22 protein-coding genes are annotated in these 20,135 nt (G+C 67.6%); 11 read left to right on the top strand and 11 right to left on the bottom strand.

Annotation, left to right across the window (positions count from 1 at the left end):
• Positions 1 to 10: 10 nt before the first annotated feature.
• Positions 11 to 607 (bottom strand): NAD(P)H-dependent oxidoreductase, encoded by a 597-nt coding sequence (locus D5301_RS02280; RefSeq protein WP_153854652.1) that lies wholly within the window; start codon positions 605 to 607, stop codon positions 11 to 13.
• A 126-nt stretch (positions 608 to 733) separates the two neighbouring features.
• Between D5301_RS02280 and D5301_RS02285 the strand changes: the two genes are divergently transcribed.
• Entirely contained in the window at positions 734 to 1,267 is a 534-nt protein-coding gene (locus D5301_RS02285) for a hypothetical protein (protein ID WP_153854653.1), read from the top strand.
• A 74-nt stretch (positions 1,268 to 1,341) separates the two neighbouring features.
• Here the strand turns inward: D5301_RS02285 and D5301_RS02290 are convergent, their stop codons facing one another.
• Positions 1,342 to 2,169 carry an isocitrate lyase/phosphoenolpyruvate mutase family protein gene (locus D5301_RS02290; RefSeq protein WP_153854654.1) on the bottom strand — a complete coding sequence of 276 codons (828 nt, stop codon included), beginning with the start codon at positions 2,167 to 2,169 and terminating at the stop codon, positions 1,342 to 1,344.
• Positions 2,170 to 2,335: 166 nt separating this feature from the next.
• Here D5301_RS02290 and D5301_RS02295 point away from each other — a divergent pair, with 166 nt between their 5' ends.
• The 4 genes from D5301_RS02295 to accC all read left to right on the top strand — a co-directional run bounded on the left by D5301_RS02295 (position 2,336) and on the right by accC (position 5,744).
• The gene (locus D5301_RS02295) at positions 2,336 to 3,064 is read left to right on the top strand and encodes a DOPA 4,5-dioxygenase family protein (RefSeq protein ID WP_153854655.1); all 729 of its coding nucleotides are present in this window, start codon (positions 2,336 to 2,338) and stop codon (positions 3,062 to 3,064) included.
• Between the two features lie 319 nt (positions 3,065 to 3,383).
• Positions 3,384 to 3,827 carry a type II 3-dehydroquinate dehydratase gene (gene aroQ, locus D5301_RS02300; protein WP_110713928.1) on the top strand — a complete coding sequence of 148 codons (444 nt, stop codon included), beginning with the start codon at positions 3,384 to 3,386 and terminating at the stop codon, positions 3,825 to 3,827.
• 59 nt (positions 3,828 to 3,886) lie between these two features.
• On the top strand, positions 3,887 to 4,366 hold the full coding sequence (gene accB / locus D5301_RS02305) for an acetyl-CoA carboxylase biotin carboxyl carrier protein (RefSeq protein ID WP_049443248.1): 480 nt from the start codon (positions 3,887 to 3,889) through the stop codon (positions 4,364 to 4,366).
• A gap of 10 nt (positions 4,367 to 4,376) precedes the next feature.
• Entirely contained in the window at positions 4,377 to 5,744 is a 1,368-nt protein-coding gene (accC, locus tag D5301_RS02310) for an acetyl-CoA carboxylase biotin carboxylase subunit (RefSeq protein WP_049446715.1), read from the top strand.
• 96 nt (positions 5,745 to 5,840) lie between these two features.
• Here the strand turns inward: accC and D5301_RS02315 are convergent, their stop codons facing one another.
• Entirely contained in the window at positions 5,841 to 6,215 is a 375-nt protein-coding gene (locus D5301_RS02315) for a hypothetical protein (RefSeq protein ID WP_010481078.1), read from the bottom strand.
• Complete coding sequence (locus D5301_RS02320) at positions 6,212 to 7,177, bottom strand: hypothetical protein (protein ID WP_110714389.1); 966 nt, start codon at positions 7,175 to 7,177, stop codon at positions 6,212 to 6,214. The genes D5301_RS02315 and D5301_RS02320 overlap by 4 nt, the downstream gene beginning before the upstream one ends.
• Before the next feature lie 164 nt (positions 7,178 to 7,341).
• Between D5301_RS02320 and prmA the strand changes: the two genes are divergently transcribed.
• From prmA to fis, 3 genes are all read left to right on the top strand, one after another.
• A complete protein-coding gene (prmA, locus tag D5301_RS02325; protein ID WP_153854858.1) occupies positions 7,342 to 8,262 on the top strand; it encodes a 50S ribosomal protein L11 methyltransferase in 921 nt (306 codons plus the stop codon).
• 42 nt (positions 8,263 to 8,304) lie between these two features.
• A complete protein-coding gene (locus D5301_RS02330; RefSeq protein WP_153854656.1) occupies positions 8,305 to 9,075 on the top strand; it encodes a DUF3426 domain-containing protein in 771 nt (256 codons plus the stop codon).
• Between the two features lie 114 nt (positions 9,076 to 9,189).
• The gene (fis, locus tag D5301_RS02335) at positions 9,190 to 9,465 is read left to right on the top strand and encodes a DNA-binding transcriptional regulator Fis (RefSeq protein ID WP_005419706.1); all 276 of its coding nucleotides are present in this window, start codon (positions 9,190 to 9,192) and stop codon (positions 9,463 to 9,465) included.
• 128 nt (positions 9,466 to 9,593) lie between these two features.
• On the opposite strand, the gene D5301_RS02340 is transcribed toward fis, so the two are convergent.
• The 7 genes from D5301_RS02340 to D5301_RS02370 are packed head-to-tail and all read right to left on the bottom strand — an operon-like array spanning position 9,594 to position 16,061.
• A complete protein-coding gene (locus tag D5301_RS02340) occupies positions 9,594 to 10,586 on the bottom strand; it encodes a phosphatidate cytidylyltransferase (RefSeq protein ID WP_153854657.1) in 993 nt (330 codons plus the stop codon).
• On the bottom strand, positions 10,583 to 11,212 hold the full coding sequence (locus D5301_RS02345; protein WP_153854658.1) for a lysophospholipid acyltransferase family protein: 630 nt from the start codon (positions 11,210 to 11,212) through the stop codon (positions 10,583 to 10,585). The genes D5301_RS02340 and D5301_RS02345 overlap by 4 nt, the downstream gene beginning before the upstream one ends.
• Positions 11,213 to 11,225: 13 nt before the next feature.
• A complete protein-coding gene (locus D5301_RS02350; RefSeq protein ID WP_153854659.1) occupies positions 11,226 to 11,663 on the bottom strand; it encodes a hypothetical protein in 438 nt (145 codons plus the stop codon).
• Positions 11,660 to 12,964, bottom strand: a complete 1,305-nt coding sequence (locus D5301_RS02355) for a phosphatase PAP2/dual specificity phosphatase family protein (protein ID WP_194936604.1) — start codon at positions 12,962 to 12,964, stop codon at positions 11,660 to 11,662. Before D5301_RS02355 ends, D5301_RS02350 begins: the two co-directional genes overlap by 4 nt.
• A gap of 23 nt (positions 12,965 to 12,987) precedes the next feature.
• Positions 12,988 to 14,739 carry a bifunctional alpha/beta hydrolase/class I SAM-dependent methyltransferase gene (locus tag D5301_RS02360; RefSeq protein WP_153854661.1) on the bottom strand — a complete coding sequence of 584 codons (1,752 nt, stop codon included), beginning with the start codon at positions 14,737 to 14,739 and terminating at the stop codon, positions 12,988 to 12,990.
• 34 nt (positions 14,740 to 14,773) lie between these two features.
• On the bottom strand, positions 14,774 to 15,394 hold the full coding sequence (locus D5301_RS02365) for a CDP-alcohol phosphatidyltransferase family protein (protein WP_180854029.1): 621 nt from the start codon (positions 15,392 to 15,394) through the stop codon (positions 14,774 to 14,776).
• 43 nt (positions 15,395 to 15,437) lie between these two features.
• The gene (locus D5301_RS02370; RefSeq protein WP_153854662.1) at positions 15,438 to 16,061 is read right to left on the bottom strand and encodes a hypothetical protein; all 624 of its coding nucleotides are present in this window, start codon (positions 16,059 to 16,061) and stop codon (positions 15,438 to 15,440) included.
• 185 nt (positions 16,062 to 16,246) lie between these two features.
• On the opposite strand from D5301_RS02370, the gene purH reads away from it, so the two are divergent.
• Genes purH through purD form a run of 3 tightly spaced genes read left to right on the top strand, consistent with a single transcriptional unit; the run spans position 16,247 to position 20,058 of the window.
• On the top strand, positions 16,247 to 17,830 hold the full coding sequence (gene purH / locus D5301_RS02375) for a bifunctional phosphoribosylaminoimidazolecarboxamide formyltransferase/IMP cyclohydrolase (RefSeq protein WP_153854663.1): 1,584 nt from the start codon (positions 16,247 to 16,249) through the stop codon (positions 17,828 to 17,830).
• Positions 17,831 to 17,846: 16 nt separating this feature from the next.
• Positions 17,847 to 18,716, top strand: coding sequence for a hypothetical protein (locus tag D5301_RS02380; RefSeq protein ID WP_153854664.1), 870 nt, complete (start codon positions 17,847 to 17,849; stop codon positions 18,714 to 18,716).
• Positions 18,717 to 18,774: 58 nt separating this feature from the next.
• Positions 18,775 to 20,058 carry a phosphoribosylamine--glycine ligase gene (gene purD, locus D5301_RS02385; RefSeq protein WP_153854665.1) on the top strand — a complete coding sequence of 428 codons (1,284 nt, stop codon included), beginning with the start codon at positions 18,775 to 18,777 and terminating at the stop codon, positions 20,056 to 20,058.
• Positions 20,059 to 20,135 lie beyond the last annotated feature (77 nt).

The following is a 20,135-nucleotide window of genomic DNA, read 5'->3' on the forward strand; positions in this document are numbered from 1 at the left end:
GGCACGGCGGTCAGCGCATCGGAGTACCGATTTTACGTCCGATCGACTCTGCCGACTGCAGATGCACTTCGGCCGCACCGGAATCCGCATCCAGCAGCAGTTCGGACAACAGCACGCGCGCGCCGCAGTAGTCGAAGATGCCCATGTCGATCTGGGTCTTCATCGCCGCGCCGTAGCCGCGCCGTTCGATCATGTCCGCGCCGGCCCCACCGATGCCGACCAGGTGCACGCGCAACCGCTGCAGCTTCTTCTGCACCTTGCCGTCGGCACCGTCCTGGTAGGCCCAGCCCTGGGTGAACACGCGATCGATCCAGCCCTTCAGCAGTGCGGGGAACGACCACCAGTACAGCGGATAGACCAGTACCAGCGTGTCGGCAGCATCCAGCCGCGCCTGCTCGGCGGCAACGTCGGCTGGAGGTGCGCCGGTGCCACGGAACAGCGCCTGGTCGTGCGTGTTGAAGCGCGGATCGAAGCCTTCGGCCATCAGATCGGCGAGGGTCACGGTGTTGGCGGCATCCGTTGCGGTGATGGCTTCGCCGATGCGCCTGGCGATGGCATGGGTCAACGCGGCGGATTCAGGATGGGCGGCAACGATGAGGGTGTGCATGGGGGATGTCCGGAATTCACTAACTACTAATAGTAAGTAGTGACGCCCGGGACACCAGCGCCATGCGTGGGACGCTGTTTCCGCATCCACCGTATAGTGCGCCGGTTCCCGCTGAGATACCCGACGATGCACCGATACCTGCTTGCCCTTCTGCTGGCCCTGCCGATGGCAATGGCCGTTGCGCCAGCGTTGGCCGGTGAACTCAGTCCGGAAGACTCAGCCACATTGCGCAAGGATGTGCGGGCGATGATGGACGCCTTCGCTCGTGGCGATACCGAGCTGATCATCGCGCGCACCCATCCCAGCCTGAAGCAGCTGGCCGGCGGTGATGAGGCCTATGCACGGATGACCCGCGACACGGTAAAGGAACTGCGCAAGGCCGGCGTCACCATCATCAGCGACGAAGCGGGCGTGCCGGGCCGCACCTATGCGGCCGGTGACGAGGAAGTCTGCTTCGTACCGCGCCAGTCACTGCTGCGCGTGCGCGAAGCGCCGATGCGCAGCACCTCGTTCATGCTCGCCGTGCGCCGCGTCGGCACAGCCCAATGGAGTTTCATTGACGGTGCAGCGTTGCTGGACAATCCCGCGCTGCTGCGGCAACTGCTGCCAGCGTTGGAGCCTGGGGTGACGCTCCCCAAGGGTAGGATGGAAGCGCTGTAATCGCAGGCGCATCCATCCACGCATGGCGTGGATCTACTTCCGTCTTCTGGCCAGGGCCAATGCCGGGGTTTCCGTCAGCGGAACAGGGCGTTCAAGGCTGCGCCCGAAGCCGCCTGCTGCAGGCCGTCGAAGCGTCCGTCCTGCACGATCAGCTGTGTCGCCTGCATCAGTCCGCCCCAAGCAGCACGGGCCAATGCGCCGCCCAGGCTGACGCGGCGGACGCCGAGTGCAGCAATGTCCTGCAGGCTCAGCGGTGTCGGCCCACCGACCAGCAGGTTCACCGGCTTCGACCCTGCGGCGGCAACCACCGCGCTGATCTGCTCGCGCGTGCTGATACCAGGTGCATACAGCACATCGGCGCCGGCCTCGGCATAGGCGCGCAGGCGCTGCAGGGTGTCCGGCAGATCCGGCACGCCGACGAAGAAGTTCTCGGCACGGCCAACCAGCAGCATGTCGCCGCCAGCGCGGTCGATGGCTGCACGGGCAGCGCGCATGCGCTCCACCGCCTGATCGATCGGACGCAGCGGTGCATCGGCGACGCCGCTGGCATCCTCGATCGACAACGCCGCGATGCCGGTGTCGATCGCCGCGGCCACCGCCTCCTGCACCTTCTGCGGCGTATCACCGAAACCATCGCCGAAATCGGCGTTCAACGGCAGCGGCGTCGCTGCCGCCATCAGGCGCAGATGGTCCAGCGTGGCCTGCAGCGAAACCGCTCCGTCCGGCCGCCCTTCACTCCAGGCGCAGCCGGCACTGGTCGTGGCCAGTGCCTGGAAGCCCTGCCGCTGCAGGTAGCGGGCACTGCCCACGTCCCACGGATTGGGCAGTACGAAGCACCCAGCTGCATGCAGCTGGCGGAAGGCCGCGCGCTTGCGTTGGGTATCGGCATCGGGCGAGGTCATGGCGAGCTCCGGGGCGAAAGACCTGCACCCTAGCCCGCCCCGCAGCCGCGCTCAATGACGACCAGGTCGAACCTGCATGAGGTGATGCCGCCTGCTTATTGGACGCTGTGGATGCAGGTGCCCGAGCGTGCTTGCCTGCCCACACGATGCCGCCACGGAGCCCTCCATGCACCCGGACCCGCAGACCCTCGTCGACGCCGGCGACGATGACGCCCACTGGGCCGACCTGCTCTCACCCACGCGCCGACGCCTGATCGCCTCGGCCGGACTGGCCGCCGGTGGGCTGGCCAGCGCGTCGACCGCCACCGCAGCCCCGCGCGGCGACAGTACGGTGAACACCACCGAACCCGGGCGCCCGGGCTTCCGCGCCATCGTCCCGCCGCCGGTGAAGGGCAGCAGCCCCTGGGGCCAGGCCACGGCCAGCGAACCGACCCCGCGCCCGGCCAGTGTGCGTCCCGGCGAAGCCACGCTACCCAGCGCCCCGCGCGCGTACACCGACATCAAGAGCTACCACGCGCATATCTATTTCGACGAGGACAGCTTCGAGAAGGCGGCCCTGCTGCGGCGCTGGGCCGCCGAGCGTTTCCCGGTGGAGCTGGGCAACTGGAACCTGGAGCCCCGTGGACCGCACGTCACGCCCTCGTTCTATTTCGGCTTCACCAACGACCTGCTGCCGGTGCTGGTGCCCTGGCTGCAACTCAACAGCCTGGGCCTGACCATCCTGATCCACCCCAATACCGGTGATGGCCGCGCCGACCATCTGTATTACGCGTTGTGGGTGAACCGGACGCAGCCGGTCAATGCCTACAACTGGCCGGCGCCGAAGCCCGGGGAACGGGAGCCGCTGGAGGAGGTGTTCCCGAACGTGGTACCGACGGTGCCGCTGGAGACCTGAGCGGCCCGATACCAGAAGGCTTCGTGGTGGGTGCGTCGCTCGCTGCGCACCGAACTCCGCCATCCAAGCATGGCCTGGATCCACGGCATCACGGCCCATGGCGGCAGCCGCCATCGCCCGGCCTGCCGCCATCGTCGGCCTACGTGCATGCATCCCCGGCCTGCAAGGCGTTCAGCGCGCCTTGATCCAGCGCCCGCCATACGGCCACAAGCGCTCCGGTAGATTTCAAACGTTCGATTGAAACGCTGCAAACTTCGCCGAACTGGACAGCATCCACCGGTTCCGCCAGACTGCCGCCCTTTCCCGTCTTCCGGATCCCATGGCGAAGCTGCTGGTCCTGCACGGCCCCAACCTCAACCTGCTCGGCACCCGCGAGCCGGAGGTCTACGGCCACACCACGCTGGCCGACATCGACCAGGCCCTGGCCAGCCAGGCATCGGCCGCCGGGCACGCGGTGGAGAGCCTGCAGTCCAATGCCGAGCACGTGCTGGTGGACCGCGTGCAGGCCGCACGCAACGACGGAACCGCTTTCATCCTGATCAACCCCGCCGCCTTCACCCACACCTCGGTTGCTCTGCGCGATGCGCTGGCAGCGGTGGCGGTGCCGTTCATCGAGATCCACCTGTCCAACCCGCATACCCGCGAACCGTTCCGCCAGCACAGCTACTTCAGTGACAAGGCGGTGGGCGTGGTGTGCGGCTTCGGTGCCGACAGCTACCGCTACGCGATGGACGCGGCGCTGCTGCGGGTATCCGCCACCTGATTGTCGACCCGGGCGCCCACGGCGCTCTCCTCACCTAGATAGAAACCAAAGAGGCCCTCATGGATCTGCGCAAAATCAAGAAGCTGATCGACCTGCTGGAAGAGTCGAACCTGGCTGAAATCGAAATCAAGGAAGGCGAAGAGTCGGTGCGCCTGTCGCGTGCCCCGGTGGCCGGCTATGCCGCCCCGATTGCGGCCCCGGTGTACGCCGCTCCGGCCGCCCCGGCGCCGCAGGCGATGCCGATGCAGTCGCCGACCGAGGCCTCCACCGGCGGCACCGCCAAGCCGGGCCCGGCACTGCCGGAAGGCCACGTGCTGCGCTCGCCGATGGTCGGCACCTTCTACGCCTCGTCCGCCCCGGACAAGCCGGCCTTCGTCACCGTTGGCCAGCAGGTCAAGGAAGGCGAGACCCTGGCCATCATCGAAGCGATGAAGATGTTCAACCCGATCGAAGCCGACAAGTCCGGCACCATCGTCGCCATCCTCGGTGAGAACGGCCAGCCGGTGGAGTTCGACCAGCCGCTGTTCGTGATCGGCTGAGGGGCACGCCATGCTCGACAAAGTCGTCATTGCCAACCGAGGGGAGATCGCGCTGCGCATCCTGCGCGCGTGCCACACCCTCGGCATCCGCACGGTGGCCGTGCACTCCACGGTCGACCGCAACCTCAAGCACGTGGCCATGGCCGACGAGTCGGTCTGCATCGGCCCGGCACCGTCGCCGCAGAGCTACCTCAACATTCCGGCACTGATCGCCGCCGCTGAAGTCACTGACGCCCAGGCCATCCACCCGGGCTACGGCTTCCTGTCGGAGAACGCCGACTTCGCCGAGCGCGTGGAGGAATCCGGCTTCATCTTCATCGGCCCCAAGGCCGACACCATCCGCATGATGGGCGACAAGGTCGAAGCCATCCGCGCGATGAAGTCCGCCGGCGTGCCGTGCGTACCCGGTTCGGGCGGCCCGCTGGGCGAAGACATCGTCGCCAACACCAAGATCGCCCGTGAGATCGGCTACCCGGTCATCATCAAGGCGGCCGGTGGCGGCGGTGGCCGTGGCATGCGCGTGGTGCACGCCGAAGCCTCGCTGAAGACCTCGATCGAAACCACCAAGAGCGAGGCCAAGGCCGCGTTCGGCAATGGCGAGGTCTACATGGAGAAGTTCCTGGAAAATCCGCGCCACGTGGAGATCCAGGTGCTGGCCGACGGCCAGGGCAACGCCATCCATCTGGGTGAGCGCGACTGCTCGATGCAGCGCCGCCACCAGAAGGTGGTGGAAGAAGCACCGGCACCGGGCATCACCGCCGAACAGCGCGAGCAGATCGGCAAGGTGTGCGTGGAAGCCTGCATCCGCATCGGCTACCGCGGCGCCGGCACGTTCGAGTTCCTCTACGAGGACGGCCGCTTCTACTTCATCGAAATGAACACCCGCATCCAGGTGGAGCACCCGGTCACCGAAATGGTCACCGGCATCGACCTGGTGGCCGAGCAGCTGAAGATCGCCGCCGGCCAGAAGCTGTCGATCAAGCAGAGCGACGTGGTGCTGAACGGTCATGCGATCGAATGCCGCATCAACGCCGAAGACGCTGAAACCTTCGTGCCGAGCCCGGGCACCATCACCGGCTTCCATCCGCCGGGTGGCCCTGGCGTGCGCGTGGATACCCACATCTACAGTGGCTACCGCGTGCCGTCGAACTACGACTCGATGATCGGCAAGCTGATCGTGCACGGCCCGGACCGCGAAACCGCCATCGCTCGCATGCAGGTGGCGCTGAGCGAAATGGTGGTTGATGGCATCAAGACCAACGTCGCACTGCAGCAGCGGATCATGCGCGACAAGGGCTTCCAGGCCGGTGGCCAGAACATCCACTACCTGGAAAAGCGCCTTGCCGAGCGCAAGAACAAGCCGATCGCGTTGACCTGATCGGCAGCAGGTGCTGGACATGAAAAGGGCGGGGAATTCCCCGCCCTTTTCTGTTGCTGTAGCGCCGAGCGTGGGCTCGGCTCTATGGCAGGCGCTTCAGCGCTTGTCGGCAGCTTCGGCCGGAATCTGCGAGTTCGCCAGCGGACGCACGCCATTGGGCGAGGTCGGATCGACGATCACCATGGTCTCGGTCGAACCATCGGGCCACACCACCTGGAAAGTGCTGCCGGCCGGCAACGAGGCGAACGGCATGCCACTCTGCGCGCGATAGACCGCGGCGACCTGGCTGGCACCCGCGCGGCGCACGTCTTCCTGCGCCTTCACAGTGGTCAGTTCCACTTTCGACAGATGCCGGTAACGATCTTCGTAGGTATCGATCATCAACAGCCCGACCGCACCGGCCGAGTAAGCCACGAACAGCGCCACCCAGAACCAGAACTTGGCCCCATGCAGGAATCGACGGTAATTCATTGCCCGTCCCTCTTTCCAACCAATCGCTTGATCCACTGCTTCATCTTCCCCGCACCTTGCCGCGAAACCGCAGCGTCATACACAAAATCCCGGAAATCCTGCGTCCCATCCTGCGAACAGATCCCTCCATTCGCACAAAAACTGTTGACCAGCACACTGTCGGCCCCACACGGTAGACCGAGTTCGCAGGCCGCAAGCCGCCATGCCAGTTCACTGAGCTGCTCGCCGGCCACCAGCCCATCGAGTGCGCGGTCCCCTGCCGCGCGCGCGCCCATGCCCGGCGCGATCGCCATGAAGGCTTCCGGATCACGCGAAGTGCGCACCCGCTCGACCAGGTCACGGCGGTACTCGGGGCTGTCCTGCAGCGGCTCGCCTTCGGCGAACAAGGATGCTTCCGCGGCCAGGTTGCCCTGCGCGGCCGCCGTGCGACGTTCAGCCAGCACCAGGGCCGACCCCAGCTTGTCGCCCGGCACGAAACCACCGCAGCGCTGTGCCACGCGCTCACGCGCCTGCACCATCGCCGGTGCGGCGGTCAGGCCCAACCCGGCCAGCACGTTGTTGTCCAAGCGGTAGCCACCGGGATCGATGGCGTACTGCGCGCAGTAGTCATAGACCCGGCTCAGCATCCAGCGCGCCTCGTGGTTGCCGTCGTCGGCCTGCACGCGCAGGCGCTGCGCATAGGCGTAGAGATCGGTGGCATCCTCGATGTCGGCGCGCAGGTCCAGCGGCAGGCCCGAAGGCAGCGCATTGCCGCGCTCGAACGCCGCCAGGCGACGCGCCAGCGCTTCCGGTATCACCGGCAACGGCGGGTTGCTGTCACCGGCAGCCAGTGCCGTCGACAGTTCCGGCGAAGGCACAGTGACCGCCCCGGCATGCCCGCTGGCCCGATACCCGGCCACGCCCAGCACGGCCACCGCCGGCAGCACGAGCAACCAGGTTTTCAGGGTCGGAGCCAAGGCCATCGGCAACAGTGAGCGTTCACGGCGCACAGGAAAGCACGGAGTTTAGCAAGGCCCGGCAGACCTGTCTGAACTGGCCCCGTTCATCCCCGGGCAGCATCTCAGGCAATACGGAGACGCCCCGATGGTCTAGCATGGCCCCCTTTCCCGTGATTGCCCCCACCGCCATGCCGTTCCTGGAACTGACCCTGCGTTGCACCGAAGCCACCCAGCCCCGCTATGAAAATGCGCTGGAGGACGTCGGCGCACTGGCCGTCACCCTGCTCGATGCCGAAGCCGATACCAGCAACGAACAGGCCATCCTCGAGCCGGGTGTGGGCGAGACCCCGCTGTGGGACACCCTGGTGCTGAGCGCGCTGTTTCCCGCCGACAGCAACGCCCTGTTGCTGCTTGCCGCGCTGGAAGCCTTCGATCCGGAACTGGACTGGAGCAACGGCAGCTTCCGCGCCGTAGAGGACGAAGACTGGGAGCGCGCGTGGCTGGACCAGTTCCAGCCGATGGATTTCGGCAGCCACACCTGGATCGTGCCGTGGAACCATGAACTGCCGGAAGCTGCACAGGCCGCCGATGCTGCCGTGGTGCGGCTGGACCCGGGCCTGGCCTTCGGTTCGGGCACCCACCCGACCACGGCCCTGTGCCTGCGCTGGCTCGACCAGTTGGCCGTCGACGGCGTGCTGCAGGGCCAGCGCGTGCTCGACTTCGGTTGCGGTTCGGGCATCCTCGCGCTGGCCGCGCTGAAGCTGGGTGCCGCTGAAGCCATCGGCGTGGACAACGATCCGCAGGCTCTGGTCGCCACCGCCGACAACGCCGAGCGCAACGGCGAGCAGGCGCGCATGCATGTGTACCTGCCGCAGGACGAACCCGTCGCGACCTACCCGATCGTGGTCGCCAACATCCTCGCCTCGGCGCTGGATGCGCTGGCCGAACTGCTGGCCGCGCGCGTCGCTGCCGGTGGCCGCATCGCTCTGTCGGGCATCCTGCATGGCCAGGAAGGCGAGCTGCTGCAGCGCTACGCCGCGTGGTTCGACGACCTGCAGGCCACCCAGGATGGCGACTGGATGCGCATCACCGGCGTGCGCCGCGCCTGATCGTGGTTGAATGACCGCTGGATCCGAGCCCGCACCCTGAGCATGTCCGAGCCGAACCCACCGCGCCGTCCCCTGGCCACCTTCCTGCGCACGACGCCGGAGGGTGAGGCTGCGCCTGCGACCGATGCGCGCACGCAGCACGACGTTGAGCACACAGCGCCTGCAATGCAGGCGCCGACCGAGCCCGTTGATCTGGCACATGCGCCGACGGCGGAGATGCGACACGACGATGACATGGTCATCGTTGATGACTCCGCGGCCATCGAACCGGCACCGGTCGTACTACCGGCAACGACGGTTGCCACCGATGCACCCAGTTTCCTCGGCAACCCGCGCCCACGTGCCCTGCCAACGCCGCGCTGGCACTGGGTGCTGGTCGCCGCGCTGGCGCTGCTGCTGGTCCTGCAGAGCGTGCTGGCCGACCGCACGCGGCTGGCCGCCGACGCCGGCAACCGCGCATGGCTGGGCACGCTGTGCGGCGTCCTGCGCTGCAGCCTGCCCGCTTGGCACGAGCCCACTGCGTTCACCATGACCAGCCGCGAGATCCGCCCCCTGCCGGGCCAGGCCGGCGTGCTGCAGGTGCAGGCCAGCATCCGCAACGATGCGCGCTGGGCACAGGCATGGCCAGACCTGCGGTTGTCATTGTCCGATGCCGATGGCCGGGTGATCGGCAGTGGCGTGTTCACGCCCGCGCAGTACCTGGGGGAGAACCCCGGGGCAGCCCTGCTGGAACCGGGACAGAGCGCCCGCGTCGCCTTCCGCGTACAGGAGCCCGCCGCATCCACCGTCGCATTCACCTTCGACTTCCTATGACCGCAAGTGGCCGCCCGGTCATGGCAGGCCGGGCACGCTCGCGCTAGACTGACCGCCACCACCTCATCCGGCCGCGCGCTTCGCGCGCACGGGCCAACCGAATCGGGAACCCCCTTGAACGCTGTCCTTTCTCGTCCTGACAACAGTCGTGGCGCTCCCCGGCCACCGCTGCGTGAACATGTCGCCCAGTCCGTGCGCCGTTACCTGCGTGACCTTGATGGCTGCGACGCGGACGATGTCTACGAGATCGTGCTGCGTGAGATGGAAATCCCGTTGTTCGTGGAAGTGCTCAACCACTGCGAAGGCAACCAGAGCCGCGCCGCCGCGATGCTGGGCATCCACCGCGCCACCCTGCGCAAGAAGCTGAAGGAATACGGCATCAGCGCCTGAGCGCGCGCGCGGGTAGCGCCGGCCGCTGGCCGGCAACCCCATGAACGATGGCAGGATGTTGCCGTTGCCGGCCAGCGGCCGGCACAACCCGTAGTTCCACGCCATGCGTGGATGAAGCCCCCGCGAAATCAGCCGCCGCCCGCCTTCCAGTAGTACCGCACCACGTGGAAGAACACCGGCGCAGCAAAGCACACCGAGTCCAGCCGGTCGAGCATGCCGCCATGGCCCTCGATCATGTGGCCCCAGTCCTTGATGCCGCGATCGCGCTTGATTGCCGACATCACCAGGCCGCCCCAGAACCCCATCAGGTTGATCAGCAGCGACAGGCCGAACGCCTGCAACGGCGTGAACGGGGTGATCCACCACAGCGCCGCACCCAGCGCACTGGCGCTCAACACACCGCCCACGAAGCCCTCCACCGTCTTCGACGGCGACAGCTTGGGCGCGATCAGATGCCTGCCCAGCAACTTGCCCCAGATGTACTGCAGCACGTCCGAGGACTGCACCACGATCACCAGGAAAGCGAACAGCAGCACGTTGCGCGACGGATCATGCCCGGGCACATGCAGGTTCAACAGCAGCGGCACGTGCGAGATGCAGAACACGCAGATCATCAATCCCCACTGCACCTTCGCGGTCCGCTCCAGGTAGTGGGTGGTGTCACCGCCGATGGTCGACAGGATCGGCAGGAACAGGAACGCATAGACCGGGATCAGCAGCGTGTACATGCCGTACCAGTCGATCCAGACCAGGTAGTACTGCCAAGGCAGCACGATGTAGAACGCGGCCAGCAGCGCGTAGTAGTCGCCTGAACGGGTCGGCGCCAGCGTGATGAACTCGCGCAGCGCGAACAGCGAGATGATCGCGAACAGCACGATCACCCCGGCACGGCCGAAGAACAGCGCCAGCCCGACCACGATCGCCATCACCCACCACGCGCGGATGCGCGACACCAGGTTGGCGATGACCGCGCTGGGCTGCCCGCGCTGACGCCAGCGCAGGGTCTCGGCCACCAGCGTGGCCAGTACCAGCACCGCACCCACGCCAGCGAACAGCAGGCCGGTCTGCTGGCCCACGCTGCGCGCGGCCAGGTCACCGGACACCTCCATCAGATAACTCATGCGCGCCCTCCATTCGGCGCCAGGTCCAGCAGCGCCTGCCGGCTGCGGGCCAGGAACGCGGCCTTGTCTTCATCGGCCTGCAGCCGCAGCGGCGTGCCGAAGGTGGCCGTGCACAGCAGCGGCAGCGGCAGGAACCGGCCCTTCGGCATCACCCGCTTCAGGTTGTCGATCCACACCGGCACGAACTCCAGCTCCGGCCGTTGCCGCGCCAGATGGTAGATACCACTCTTGAACGGCAGCAGCGGCTCATCGCCGACATTGCGGGTGCCTTCCGGGAACAGGATCAGCGAGCAGTCTTCGTCCACCGCATCGCGCAGTACCTGCAGTGGATCCTGCAGGCGATGGCCGGCCTCGCGCTCGACCAGCACACCGTTGAACACCGCATCGATCAGGTAGCGGCGCAGGCCGTCGCGCTGCCAGTACTCGGCTGCGGCAACCGGGCGCACCTGGCGCCGCAGTGCCGGTGGCATCGACGACCAGATCAGCACGAAGTCACCATGGCTGGCATGGTTGCCGTAGTACACGCGACGCTCGCTGGACGGCGCGCAGCCGATCCACAGCGCGCGCGCACCGGTCACTACGTGGATCGCGCCACTGCAGGCGCGGGCAATCAGTTCGGCGAACATCGGTTCCTCCCGTTCACGTCTGCGGCCACACCACGGCCAGCACCAGCAGCACTACCTGCACACCTGTCAGCAGGTACTGCCGCAGCAGCAGGCGGCGCATGCCGGCCCAGCGCAGGTCCCAACCGCGCAGCGGCGCATCGGACGGTGCGCGGCGCAGACCGCTGTCGTGCAGCAGCTGGTCGGTGCGGCGCGCGGCAGCCTCCCCTTCCAGGCCTTCATCACGCAGCAGCTGCAGCAGGCTCGCGTCCAGTCCAACCCGCCACGCGTGATACGCCTGCACCAGCCCTGCCCCAGCGCTGGCCAGCAACAGGCCGGCGGCAATCATCGCCAGGCCCGGCTCGGTGCCGAGCAGCAGCAGCGCCACCAGCAGCAGGCCCAGCGACAGGCCGGCCGGCCAACGGCCCTGCCGCAGCAGCAGCTGCATGGTCGCCAGGTCGGGAACCGTACTCATGCGCGCGCGCCTGCTGTAGCAGTGATGGCATGCAGATGCGCGACGCCCAGCACGACGCCGGGACGCGCAGCACGCACGATCGCCATCGCACCATCGGCGTCGGCGGCGCGACCACTGCGCAGCAGCCAGGTCGCTACGCTGGCGGCGCTGCGCGAATAGCCCAGCGCGCAGCACACCAGCAGCGGTCCGTGCGCGCGCAGCCGCTCGATGACCTCTGCAGCCTCGAGCAATTGCTCCGGTGCAGGCGCCACCAGGTCCAGCATCGGCACGCTGGCGTACGCCGCGGCCGGTGCACCACAGGACAGCTCGGCACAGGCATCGACCACGCCCACCAAGGGTGCCGGCAATGCAGCGCAGGGAATACGCCCCAGCCACACACCGTCCATCACCGGCACCGGCTGCGGTGCGCGGCGCGTCCACAACCGTGAATTGATCCAGGCCGCACCCAGGTACGGCGCCAGCAGCCAGCGTGACGCCATGGTCAGGCGTCCGTCGGCGCGCTTCTGGAACACCGCCGTACCCAGCCCGGCATAGGCCAGCGCCACCAGCAGCAGCGATACCACCGGCCACAGCAGCCACAACGCCACACCCCGCAGCAGGATCACTGGCACCAGCAGCAGCGCCGCCCCGAGCAGGTACAGCCCCGCCAGGCGCCAGCGCTTGGCATCCCGCGTCGTGCGCCACGCACGCAACGGTGGTGTGCCCTGCTCGGGCCACAGCCAGACGCACAGCCAGCCGGCCAGCAGGCCGGTCGGGATGTCGATGAAATGATGCTGGAACGTGGTCAGCACCGAAACGCCGATCAGCAGCGCCCACACATGCAGCACCCAGCGCCACACCCCGTGCAGGTACTGCGCGAACTTCACCCACAGCACGATGAGCAGCACGATGTGCAGCGATGGCGCCTGGTTGAACGGCTTGTCGAAGCCCAGCAACACATCGAACAGCCAACCGAACACGCCGCCGATCTCCGGCCGCTCGAAGCTGAAGCGCAACGGCCACAGCAGGAAGCAGGTCACTGCGATCAGCTGTGCACTGAACAGGCGCAGCGCGTGCCGGTCCAGTTCCAGCCGACGCCGGCACAGGAAGAACGAGATCGCGTAGAACAGATCGATCGACCAGTACGGCACGATCGTCCACGGCACGAACGGAATCTGCGTTTCCCATCCGAAGGCCATCACCGGCAGTTCGGCATGGCGGCCCGCCATCCAGTTGGCGAAGCCATAGCTGGCGAAGAAGAACGGGCCCAGCAGGGCCAGCCACAGCAGGGCGCGCCGCCAGGGGCGCCCCTCCGCGGCCAGCGGGGTGGCGGCGAGCGTCGCCATCACGCGGTCCGGCGTGCCAGCGACACGGTGAAAATGCCGAAGTCGTCGATACGCTGCGCCACCTTCTCGAACCCGGCCAGGCGCACCAGCTCGTCCATTTCCTGCTGGGTACGGCGGCGCATCACCCACGCTGCGCCACCACGATGGCTGGTCAGTGCGCGTGCGATGAGCTCCAGCTGCGGGTGCCAGGGCTGGCCGGTATAGGCCAGGTAGCCGCCCACCGGCACCGTCGCAGCAATGCCCTGCAGCGAGCGCAGCACCGCATCGTTGTCGGGGAACAGTTCGTACAGGCCCGATACCACGGCCAGCGTCGGTGCGGGTTCCACCTTGGCCAGCTGCGCCGGATCGAACGCATCGCCCTGTTCGAAGCGGGCAATAGCGGCCGCCCCCAGGCGCTCAATCAACGCTTGGCCCTGGGCCACGTTCAGATCGCTGAAATCACGCAGCACGATGCGATCGGCGCGCTGTTCGCCCTGTCCCAGCGCTTCCAGCACGTAGCGACCATGGCCAGCAGCTACGTCCAGCACGTGCACCGGCGTGCCCTGCCCACGCAGGCGCTGGGCAGCGTCGCGCAGCAGTTCCTGCAGGTGCTGGCCACGCACGCGGATGCCACGCCAGCCGATCGCATCCAGATAGTTGCGGTCGACCATGCGACCCAGCGGGCCCTTGCCACGCGCTTCGTCGCGATAGATGTAGTCCAGCGTGCTGCCGGAATCGAAACCGGTCTGCAGGCCCAGCGCGATGCCTTCGGACAACGTTCCGCCGAAACGCAGGCCGCCACGTACCACGCGCCAGCGCAGGTCGGCCAGGCTGTTGCGCTCCGGTGGCCACGCCAGGATCTCCGATTCCTCGAAGGTCGGCCCATGGCGGTGCGCGTCGCGCCGTGACAGCTCGCGCAGCGGCTCGGCAAAACGCGCCTGGATGAAGCTGCGGATGCGCGCCAGTGCTGGTGCACGATCGCGCTCGCCCAGCGTGTCGTGGAAGAAGCCCGGCAGATGCACGCGCTCCTTGATCGGGCTGGACAGGCGCTCGTAGAAGCGGTCCTGCGGGCCACGGTGCACGACGAAATCCGAGCCGGACACCAGCAGCTGCACCGGTACGCTGATCGCCTGCGCATCGGCCACGATGCGGTCGGCCGCCTCGTACAGGCCCAGCAGCACGCGCACCGAGATCGGCCGGGTGATCAGCGGGTCGGTACGATAGCTTTCCACCCGCGCCGGGTCATGGGTCAGCCACTGCGGCTTGACGTAGCTGTTGACGAAGAAATTGCCGCGCAGCTTCTGCATCAGCGCCAGGCCCGGGCGTGCGAACGGCACGTACAGCTTCACCTTGAACGCCGGCGAAGCCATCACCAGCGCGCGCAGGCGTGGTGCATAGTCGTGCACCCAGGTGGCGGCGACCACCGCCCCCACGCTCTGTGCGATCACCACGATGTCCTGCACCGCGATACCGTGCTCGGCACCGATGTGGGCGATGAAGCTGTCGAGGTCACGCACCAGCGCCGGGAAGCCCGGTGCATCGCCACGCGTACCCGGCGAACGGCCATTGCCGCGCGCATCCCAGGCGAAGAAGGCGGTGTCGGGCAGGTCCAGCTCATCGACCAGGTGGGTGACCCGCCCGGAGTGCTCGTGGCCGCGGTGCAGCAGCACGATGGCCTTGGTGGCCGGCGTTGCAGTGGTGCCCGCCCAGTACCGGTAGAACAGCGGTACCTGGTCGAAGCTGTGGAATTCCCGTTCCTGCGCCTGACGCATGCAATCTCCTGATTGTCTTCTTGTATCTGCTTGATTAGTCCGGCGAAACCGCCGCTTCCCGCAGTCCGCGACGGACGCGATTGATCATGGTCAGCATGCACAGCACCGCCATGGCCGCGGCCACGCCAGTGACCGTCATCGCGCCAACCCACTCACACGCCAGCAGCAGGCCCAGCGCACCGATCACGAACGCGCGGTCGCTCTTGCCCATCGGGCCGTCGTAGCGGCGGCTGGCACCGACCATCAGCCCCAGCACCCCGGCGTACTCGCTCAGTGCCGCGGTCCAGGCCAGCAGCCACAGCGTTTCCGGGCGTACCCCAGGCACGCTGAGCAGGCTCAGGTACAGCGCCGCATCGGCAATCACATCGCACAGCTCGTTCAGATAGGCGCCCAGCCGCGACTGCTGGCCGAACTCGCGGGCCAGCATGCCATCCACCGCGTTGAGCGCCATGCGCAGCAGCATCCACAGCGGCAGCAGCAGGTACAGCAGGGGCTGGGCCGGCGCGCAGCACCACACGGCAACGGCCACCAGCAGCGAAACCACGGCGGCGGCCACGGTCACCGCGTTGGCGGTGATCCCCATACGGTGCAGGCCGCGTACGGCCGGACGCAACAGGTCCTGGAAACGTCCTTTCAGTGCATAGATCGACACGATCTGTATCCGCTGGTCCTTGGCAGTGCGGCCACAGCCTACCCCATCAAATACGGGTACCGGCAAGTTCCGCCGGGCCCAGCCAGTCCTGCCATGGCAGCTGCGGATCGATATGGCGGCGCAACCAGACCGCGTCATGGCTGCGCTGCATGGCATTGCGCACCGCCTGCACGGCCCGCTCCCGCGCCCCAGCATCGGCGAACCCCGCCTGCAGCGCCAGCAGCCGGTACACACCGCCGGGCGAGCGCTGGAAGTGGATGATGCCGCCGGCGGGCAGCACGATGGCGCCCTCATCCAGGCCATCGGCGTACAGATACAGCTCGAACGGGTCCAGCCAGTACTGCGCATGCATCACCTGCAGCAGTTCGGCCACGCTCGGTGCGCGCCGGTAGGGCGCGATGGCATCGCCATACCAGCACTTGTCGTCGTCCAGGTAGACCTTGAACTCCAGCCGCCGCCAGCGCCGGCGTTCACGGCGCTGCACGTCCCAGGACAGGATCTCGGCCTGCTCACCCCAGCGCTCGGCGGCTTCAGCCTGCAGCCTCGGTACATCGGTCGAGGCGCACCAGGCCGCGGCCTGGCCACAACGCGCGTGGCGCACATAGCGGGCCAGGAACAGCAGCGCCCCTTCGGCATCGAGGGCGGCCTGCAGGCGCTTGGCGACGGTCATGGGGCGGCATCCTGCACACGGGGGACAGGCGGCACCGTGCCGTGCCCGGCGATGGCTGACAAGCCCGCCAATCGTGCCCATCACGGTCAAGTCGGCCTTGAACGCGGCGAATCTGCTCCTGCGGCACCCGCCACCGGCCCCCACCGCCTACAATATCGGCCCCGCTCCGCTGCCGATTCTGTCCCATGACTGCCGATCTGTTGCCCGTCCGCCGGGCCCTCCTCTCCGTTTCCGACAAGACCGGCCTGGTCGAGCTGGCCACTGCGCTGGCCGCACGTGGCGTGGAACTGCTGTCCACCGGCGGCACCGCAAAAGCCATTCGCGACATGGGCCTGGCCGTGAAGGACGTCGCCGACGTCACCGGTTTCCCGGAGATGATGGACGGCCGGGTCAAGACCCTGCACCCGATGGTACACGGCGGCCTGCTGGGCCGTTCCGGCCTGGATGATGCGGTGATGGCCGAGCACGGCATCGGCGCCATCGACCTGCTGGTGCTGAACCTGTACCCGTTCGAATCGGTCACCGCCAAGGCCGACTGCACCCTCGCCGACGCGGTCGAGAACATCGACATTGGCGGCCCGGCGATGCTGCGTTCGGCAGCCAAGAACTTCGCCCGCGTGGCGGTGGCCACCGACCCGTCGCAGTACGCCGAGCTGCTGGCCTCGCTGGACACCAACGACGGCCAGCTGTCGGCCGCCACCCGCTTCGCGTTCTCGGTAGCCGCGTTCAACCGCGTCGCCCAGTACGACGCCGCGATCAGCAACTACCTGTCGGCGGTCACCGCCACCGACGCCGCCGTACCGGCACGTGCCGAGTACCCGGCGCAGATGAACTCCACCTTCGTGAAGGTGATGGACCTGCGCTACGGCGAGAACCCGCACCAGAGCGGCGCGTTCTACCGCGACCTGTACCCGGTGCCGGGCACGCTGGCGACCTTCCAGCAGCTGCAGGGCAAGGAACTGAGCTACAACAACCTGGCCGATGCCGACGCGGCGTGGGAATGCGTGCGCCAGTTCGATGCACCGGCCTGCGTCATCGTCAAGCACGCCAACCCGTGCGGCGTGGCCGTCGGTGCCGGCAACGGCGACGCCTACGAGCTGGCCTACGCCACCGACCCGACCAGCGCCTTCGGCGGCATCATCGCCTTCAACAAGCCGCTGGACGCCGCCACTGCCAAGGTGATCCTGGACCGCCAGTTCGTGGAAGTGCTGATTGCCCCGGACTACGAGCCGGCCGCGCTGGAATACGCACAGAAAAAGGCCAACGTGCGCGTGCTGCGCATCCCGCACGGCGATGGCCTGAACAACTTCGACAGCAAGCGCGTCGGCTCGGGCCTGCTGCTGCAGTCCTCGGACAACCGCGGCATGACCCGCGACGAACTGAAGGTGGTCAGCAAGCTGGCGCCGACCGACAAGCAGTTCACCGACCTGCTGTTCGCCTGGAAGGTGGCCAAGTTCGTGAAGTCCAACGCGATCGTCTATGCCAAGGACAACCGCACCATCGGTGTCGGCGCCGGCCAGATGAGCCGCGTGTACTCGGCCCGCATCGCTGGCATCAAGGCCGCCGATGCGAACCTGGTGGTCGAGGGCTCGGTGATGGCCTCCGACGCGTTCTTCCCGTTCCGCGACGGCATCGATGCCGCTGCCGCCGCCGGCATCAAGGCGGTCATCCAGCCGGGCGGTTCGATGCGCGATGCCGAAGTGATCGCCGCCGCCGATGAACATGGCCTGGCCATGGTGTTCACCGGCGTGCGCCACTTCCGCCATTGATCCTGGAGCGACACGGATGTCCACAGTTTCAATGAAATCGCTGGCCGCCCTCGCCCTCGCGGGTGCGGCCATACTGGCGGGCTGCAAGCCTGCCGGCGAGCCCAGCGTGGCGCCGAAGGTGGATGCGCCTGCAGTGGCCCCCGCCTCACCGGCGCAGCATGTCAGCCGCACCGCACGACTGCAGGCGTTCCTGGTCCAGCGCTACGGCAGCAACGCCACGCTCTCCGCTGAATGGCGCGGCAGCTGGACCGACGATGGCGATACCCATGCGGTGGACTGGCAGGTCTGCGCGGAACAACCGGTGGTGAGCGGGGACAGCTGGCAGCAGTTGTTGGCCGTGTGCGGTGCGCTGGTCGATGGCGCGCACATCGACCCGGGAACCATCGAGTTCTTTGTGCTGCGCCCCAAGGGCGATGGCTTCGAGGTGACCAGCGAACTGACCGGCGAGCGCTTCGGTAGCGGCGGCCAGCCCGGCACCGCCAGCATCATCCGCGCCGGCAGTGACTTCTATGGTTTCCGCGTCGAGGACGGCTGGTTCGGGCAGGGCTTCTCGCTGCTCTCGCAGTCGCTGATCCTGCCGGGCCCGAACGGCCTGGTGGCCAGTGGCAGCGTGCGCAGCCATATCGACAATGACGCCCAGTACGAGTGCGACGCCAGCACCGACCCCGACACGGCCAACGACTGCCGCACCCGCCGTTTCAGCATCGATTTCGCACTGCGTTTCGACGACAGCGACCGCAGCGCGCGGGTCTGGCCGCTGCTGATCGAAGAAACCGGAACCACCTGTGGCGGCAAGCAGGTCCGGCAGCAGCACCGCTTCACCCTGGACCCGAAGACCTGGGCCTATTCCTTCCCCGAATCGCTGCGACGCGAAGGCTGCGAGTGAAGCACGCGCGCCGCCGGGGATATCGATCTTCCCTTCCCACGCAATCTGGAATCTCGTGATGAACGTACTTGTCATCGGCTCTGGCGGCCGCGAACACGCCCTGGCATGGAAGCTGGCCCAGTCCTCCCGTGTCACCGAAGTGATCGTGGCGCCCGGCAACGCCGGCACCGCCAGCGAAGACAAGTGCCGCAACGTGGCGGTCAAGGTTGCCGATATCGACGGCCTGCTGGCGCTGGCACAGGCCGAAGGCGTGGCGCTGACCGTGGTCGGCCCGGAAGTACCGCTGGTGGCCGGCGTGGTCGACCGCTTCCGCGCCGCCGGCCTGCGCATCTTCGGGCCGACCGCCGCTGCCGCGCAGCTGGAAGGCAGCAAGGCCTACGCCAAGGACTTCCTGGCCCGCCACAACATCCCCACCGCGTTCTACGCCGTGCACACCGACGTGGACGCCGCCCTGGCCTACATCCGCGAGAAGGGCGCACCGATCGTGGTCAAGGCCGATGGCCTGGCCGCCGGCAAGGGCGTGATCGTCGCAATGACCCTGGCCGAAGCCGAAGACGCGGTGCGTGACATGCTCTCCGGCAACGCGTTCGGCGATGCCGGTGCACGTGTGGTGATCGAGGAATTCCTCGACGGCGAGGAAGCCAGCTTCATTTCGATGGTGGACGGCGTGCATGCGCTGCCGATGGCCACCTCGCAGGACCACAAGCGCGTCGGCGACGGCGATACCGGCCCGAACACCGGCGGCATGGGCGCCTATTCGCCGGCCCCGGTGGTGACGCCGGAGGTGCATGCCCGCGTGATGCGCGAGGTGGTGAACCCGACCGTGCAGGGCATGATCGCCGACGGCATCCCGTTCACCGGCTTCCTCTACGCCGGCCTGATGATCGATGCCAGCGGCGCGCCGAAGGTGATCGAATTCAACGTGCGCTTCGGCGATCCGGAAACCCAGCCAGTGATGCTGCGGCTGCAGTCAGACCTGGTGGAGCTGGTGGAAGCCGCCATCGACGGCCGCCTGGACCAGGTGGAAGCGCACTGGGATGCACGCCCGTCGCTGGGCGTGGTGCTGGCCGCCAGGCCGTACCCGGAATCGCCGATCACCGGCGACGTGATTTCCGGCCTGGACGACGTGCCGGCCAGTGCCAAGGTGTTCCATGCCGGCACCACGCTGGACGCACAGGGCCAGGTGGTCAGTGCCGGCGGCCGCGTGCTGTGCGTGGCGGCGCTGGGCGACAGCGTGCGCGACGCGCAGGCCAATGCCTATGCCGGCGTGGCCAAGGTCAGCTGGGCCAACGAATTCCACCGCAACGACATCGGCTGGCGCGCGATCGCACGCGAGGGCTGAGGCCCACGCGATAGCAGAGCAGCCACGCATGGCGTGGCTCTACTGGAATCAGCAGTAGATCCACGCCGTGCGTGGAT

Source organism: Stenotrophomonas sp. MH181796, from assembly GCF_009659995.1.
In the GTDB taxonomy this organism is placed as follows: Bacteria; Pseudomonadota; Gammaproteobacteria; order Xanthomonadales; family Xanthomonadaceae; genus Stenotrophomonas; species Stenotrophomonas riyadhensis.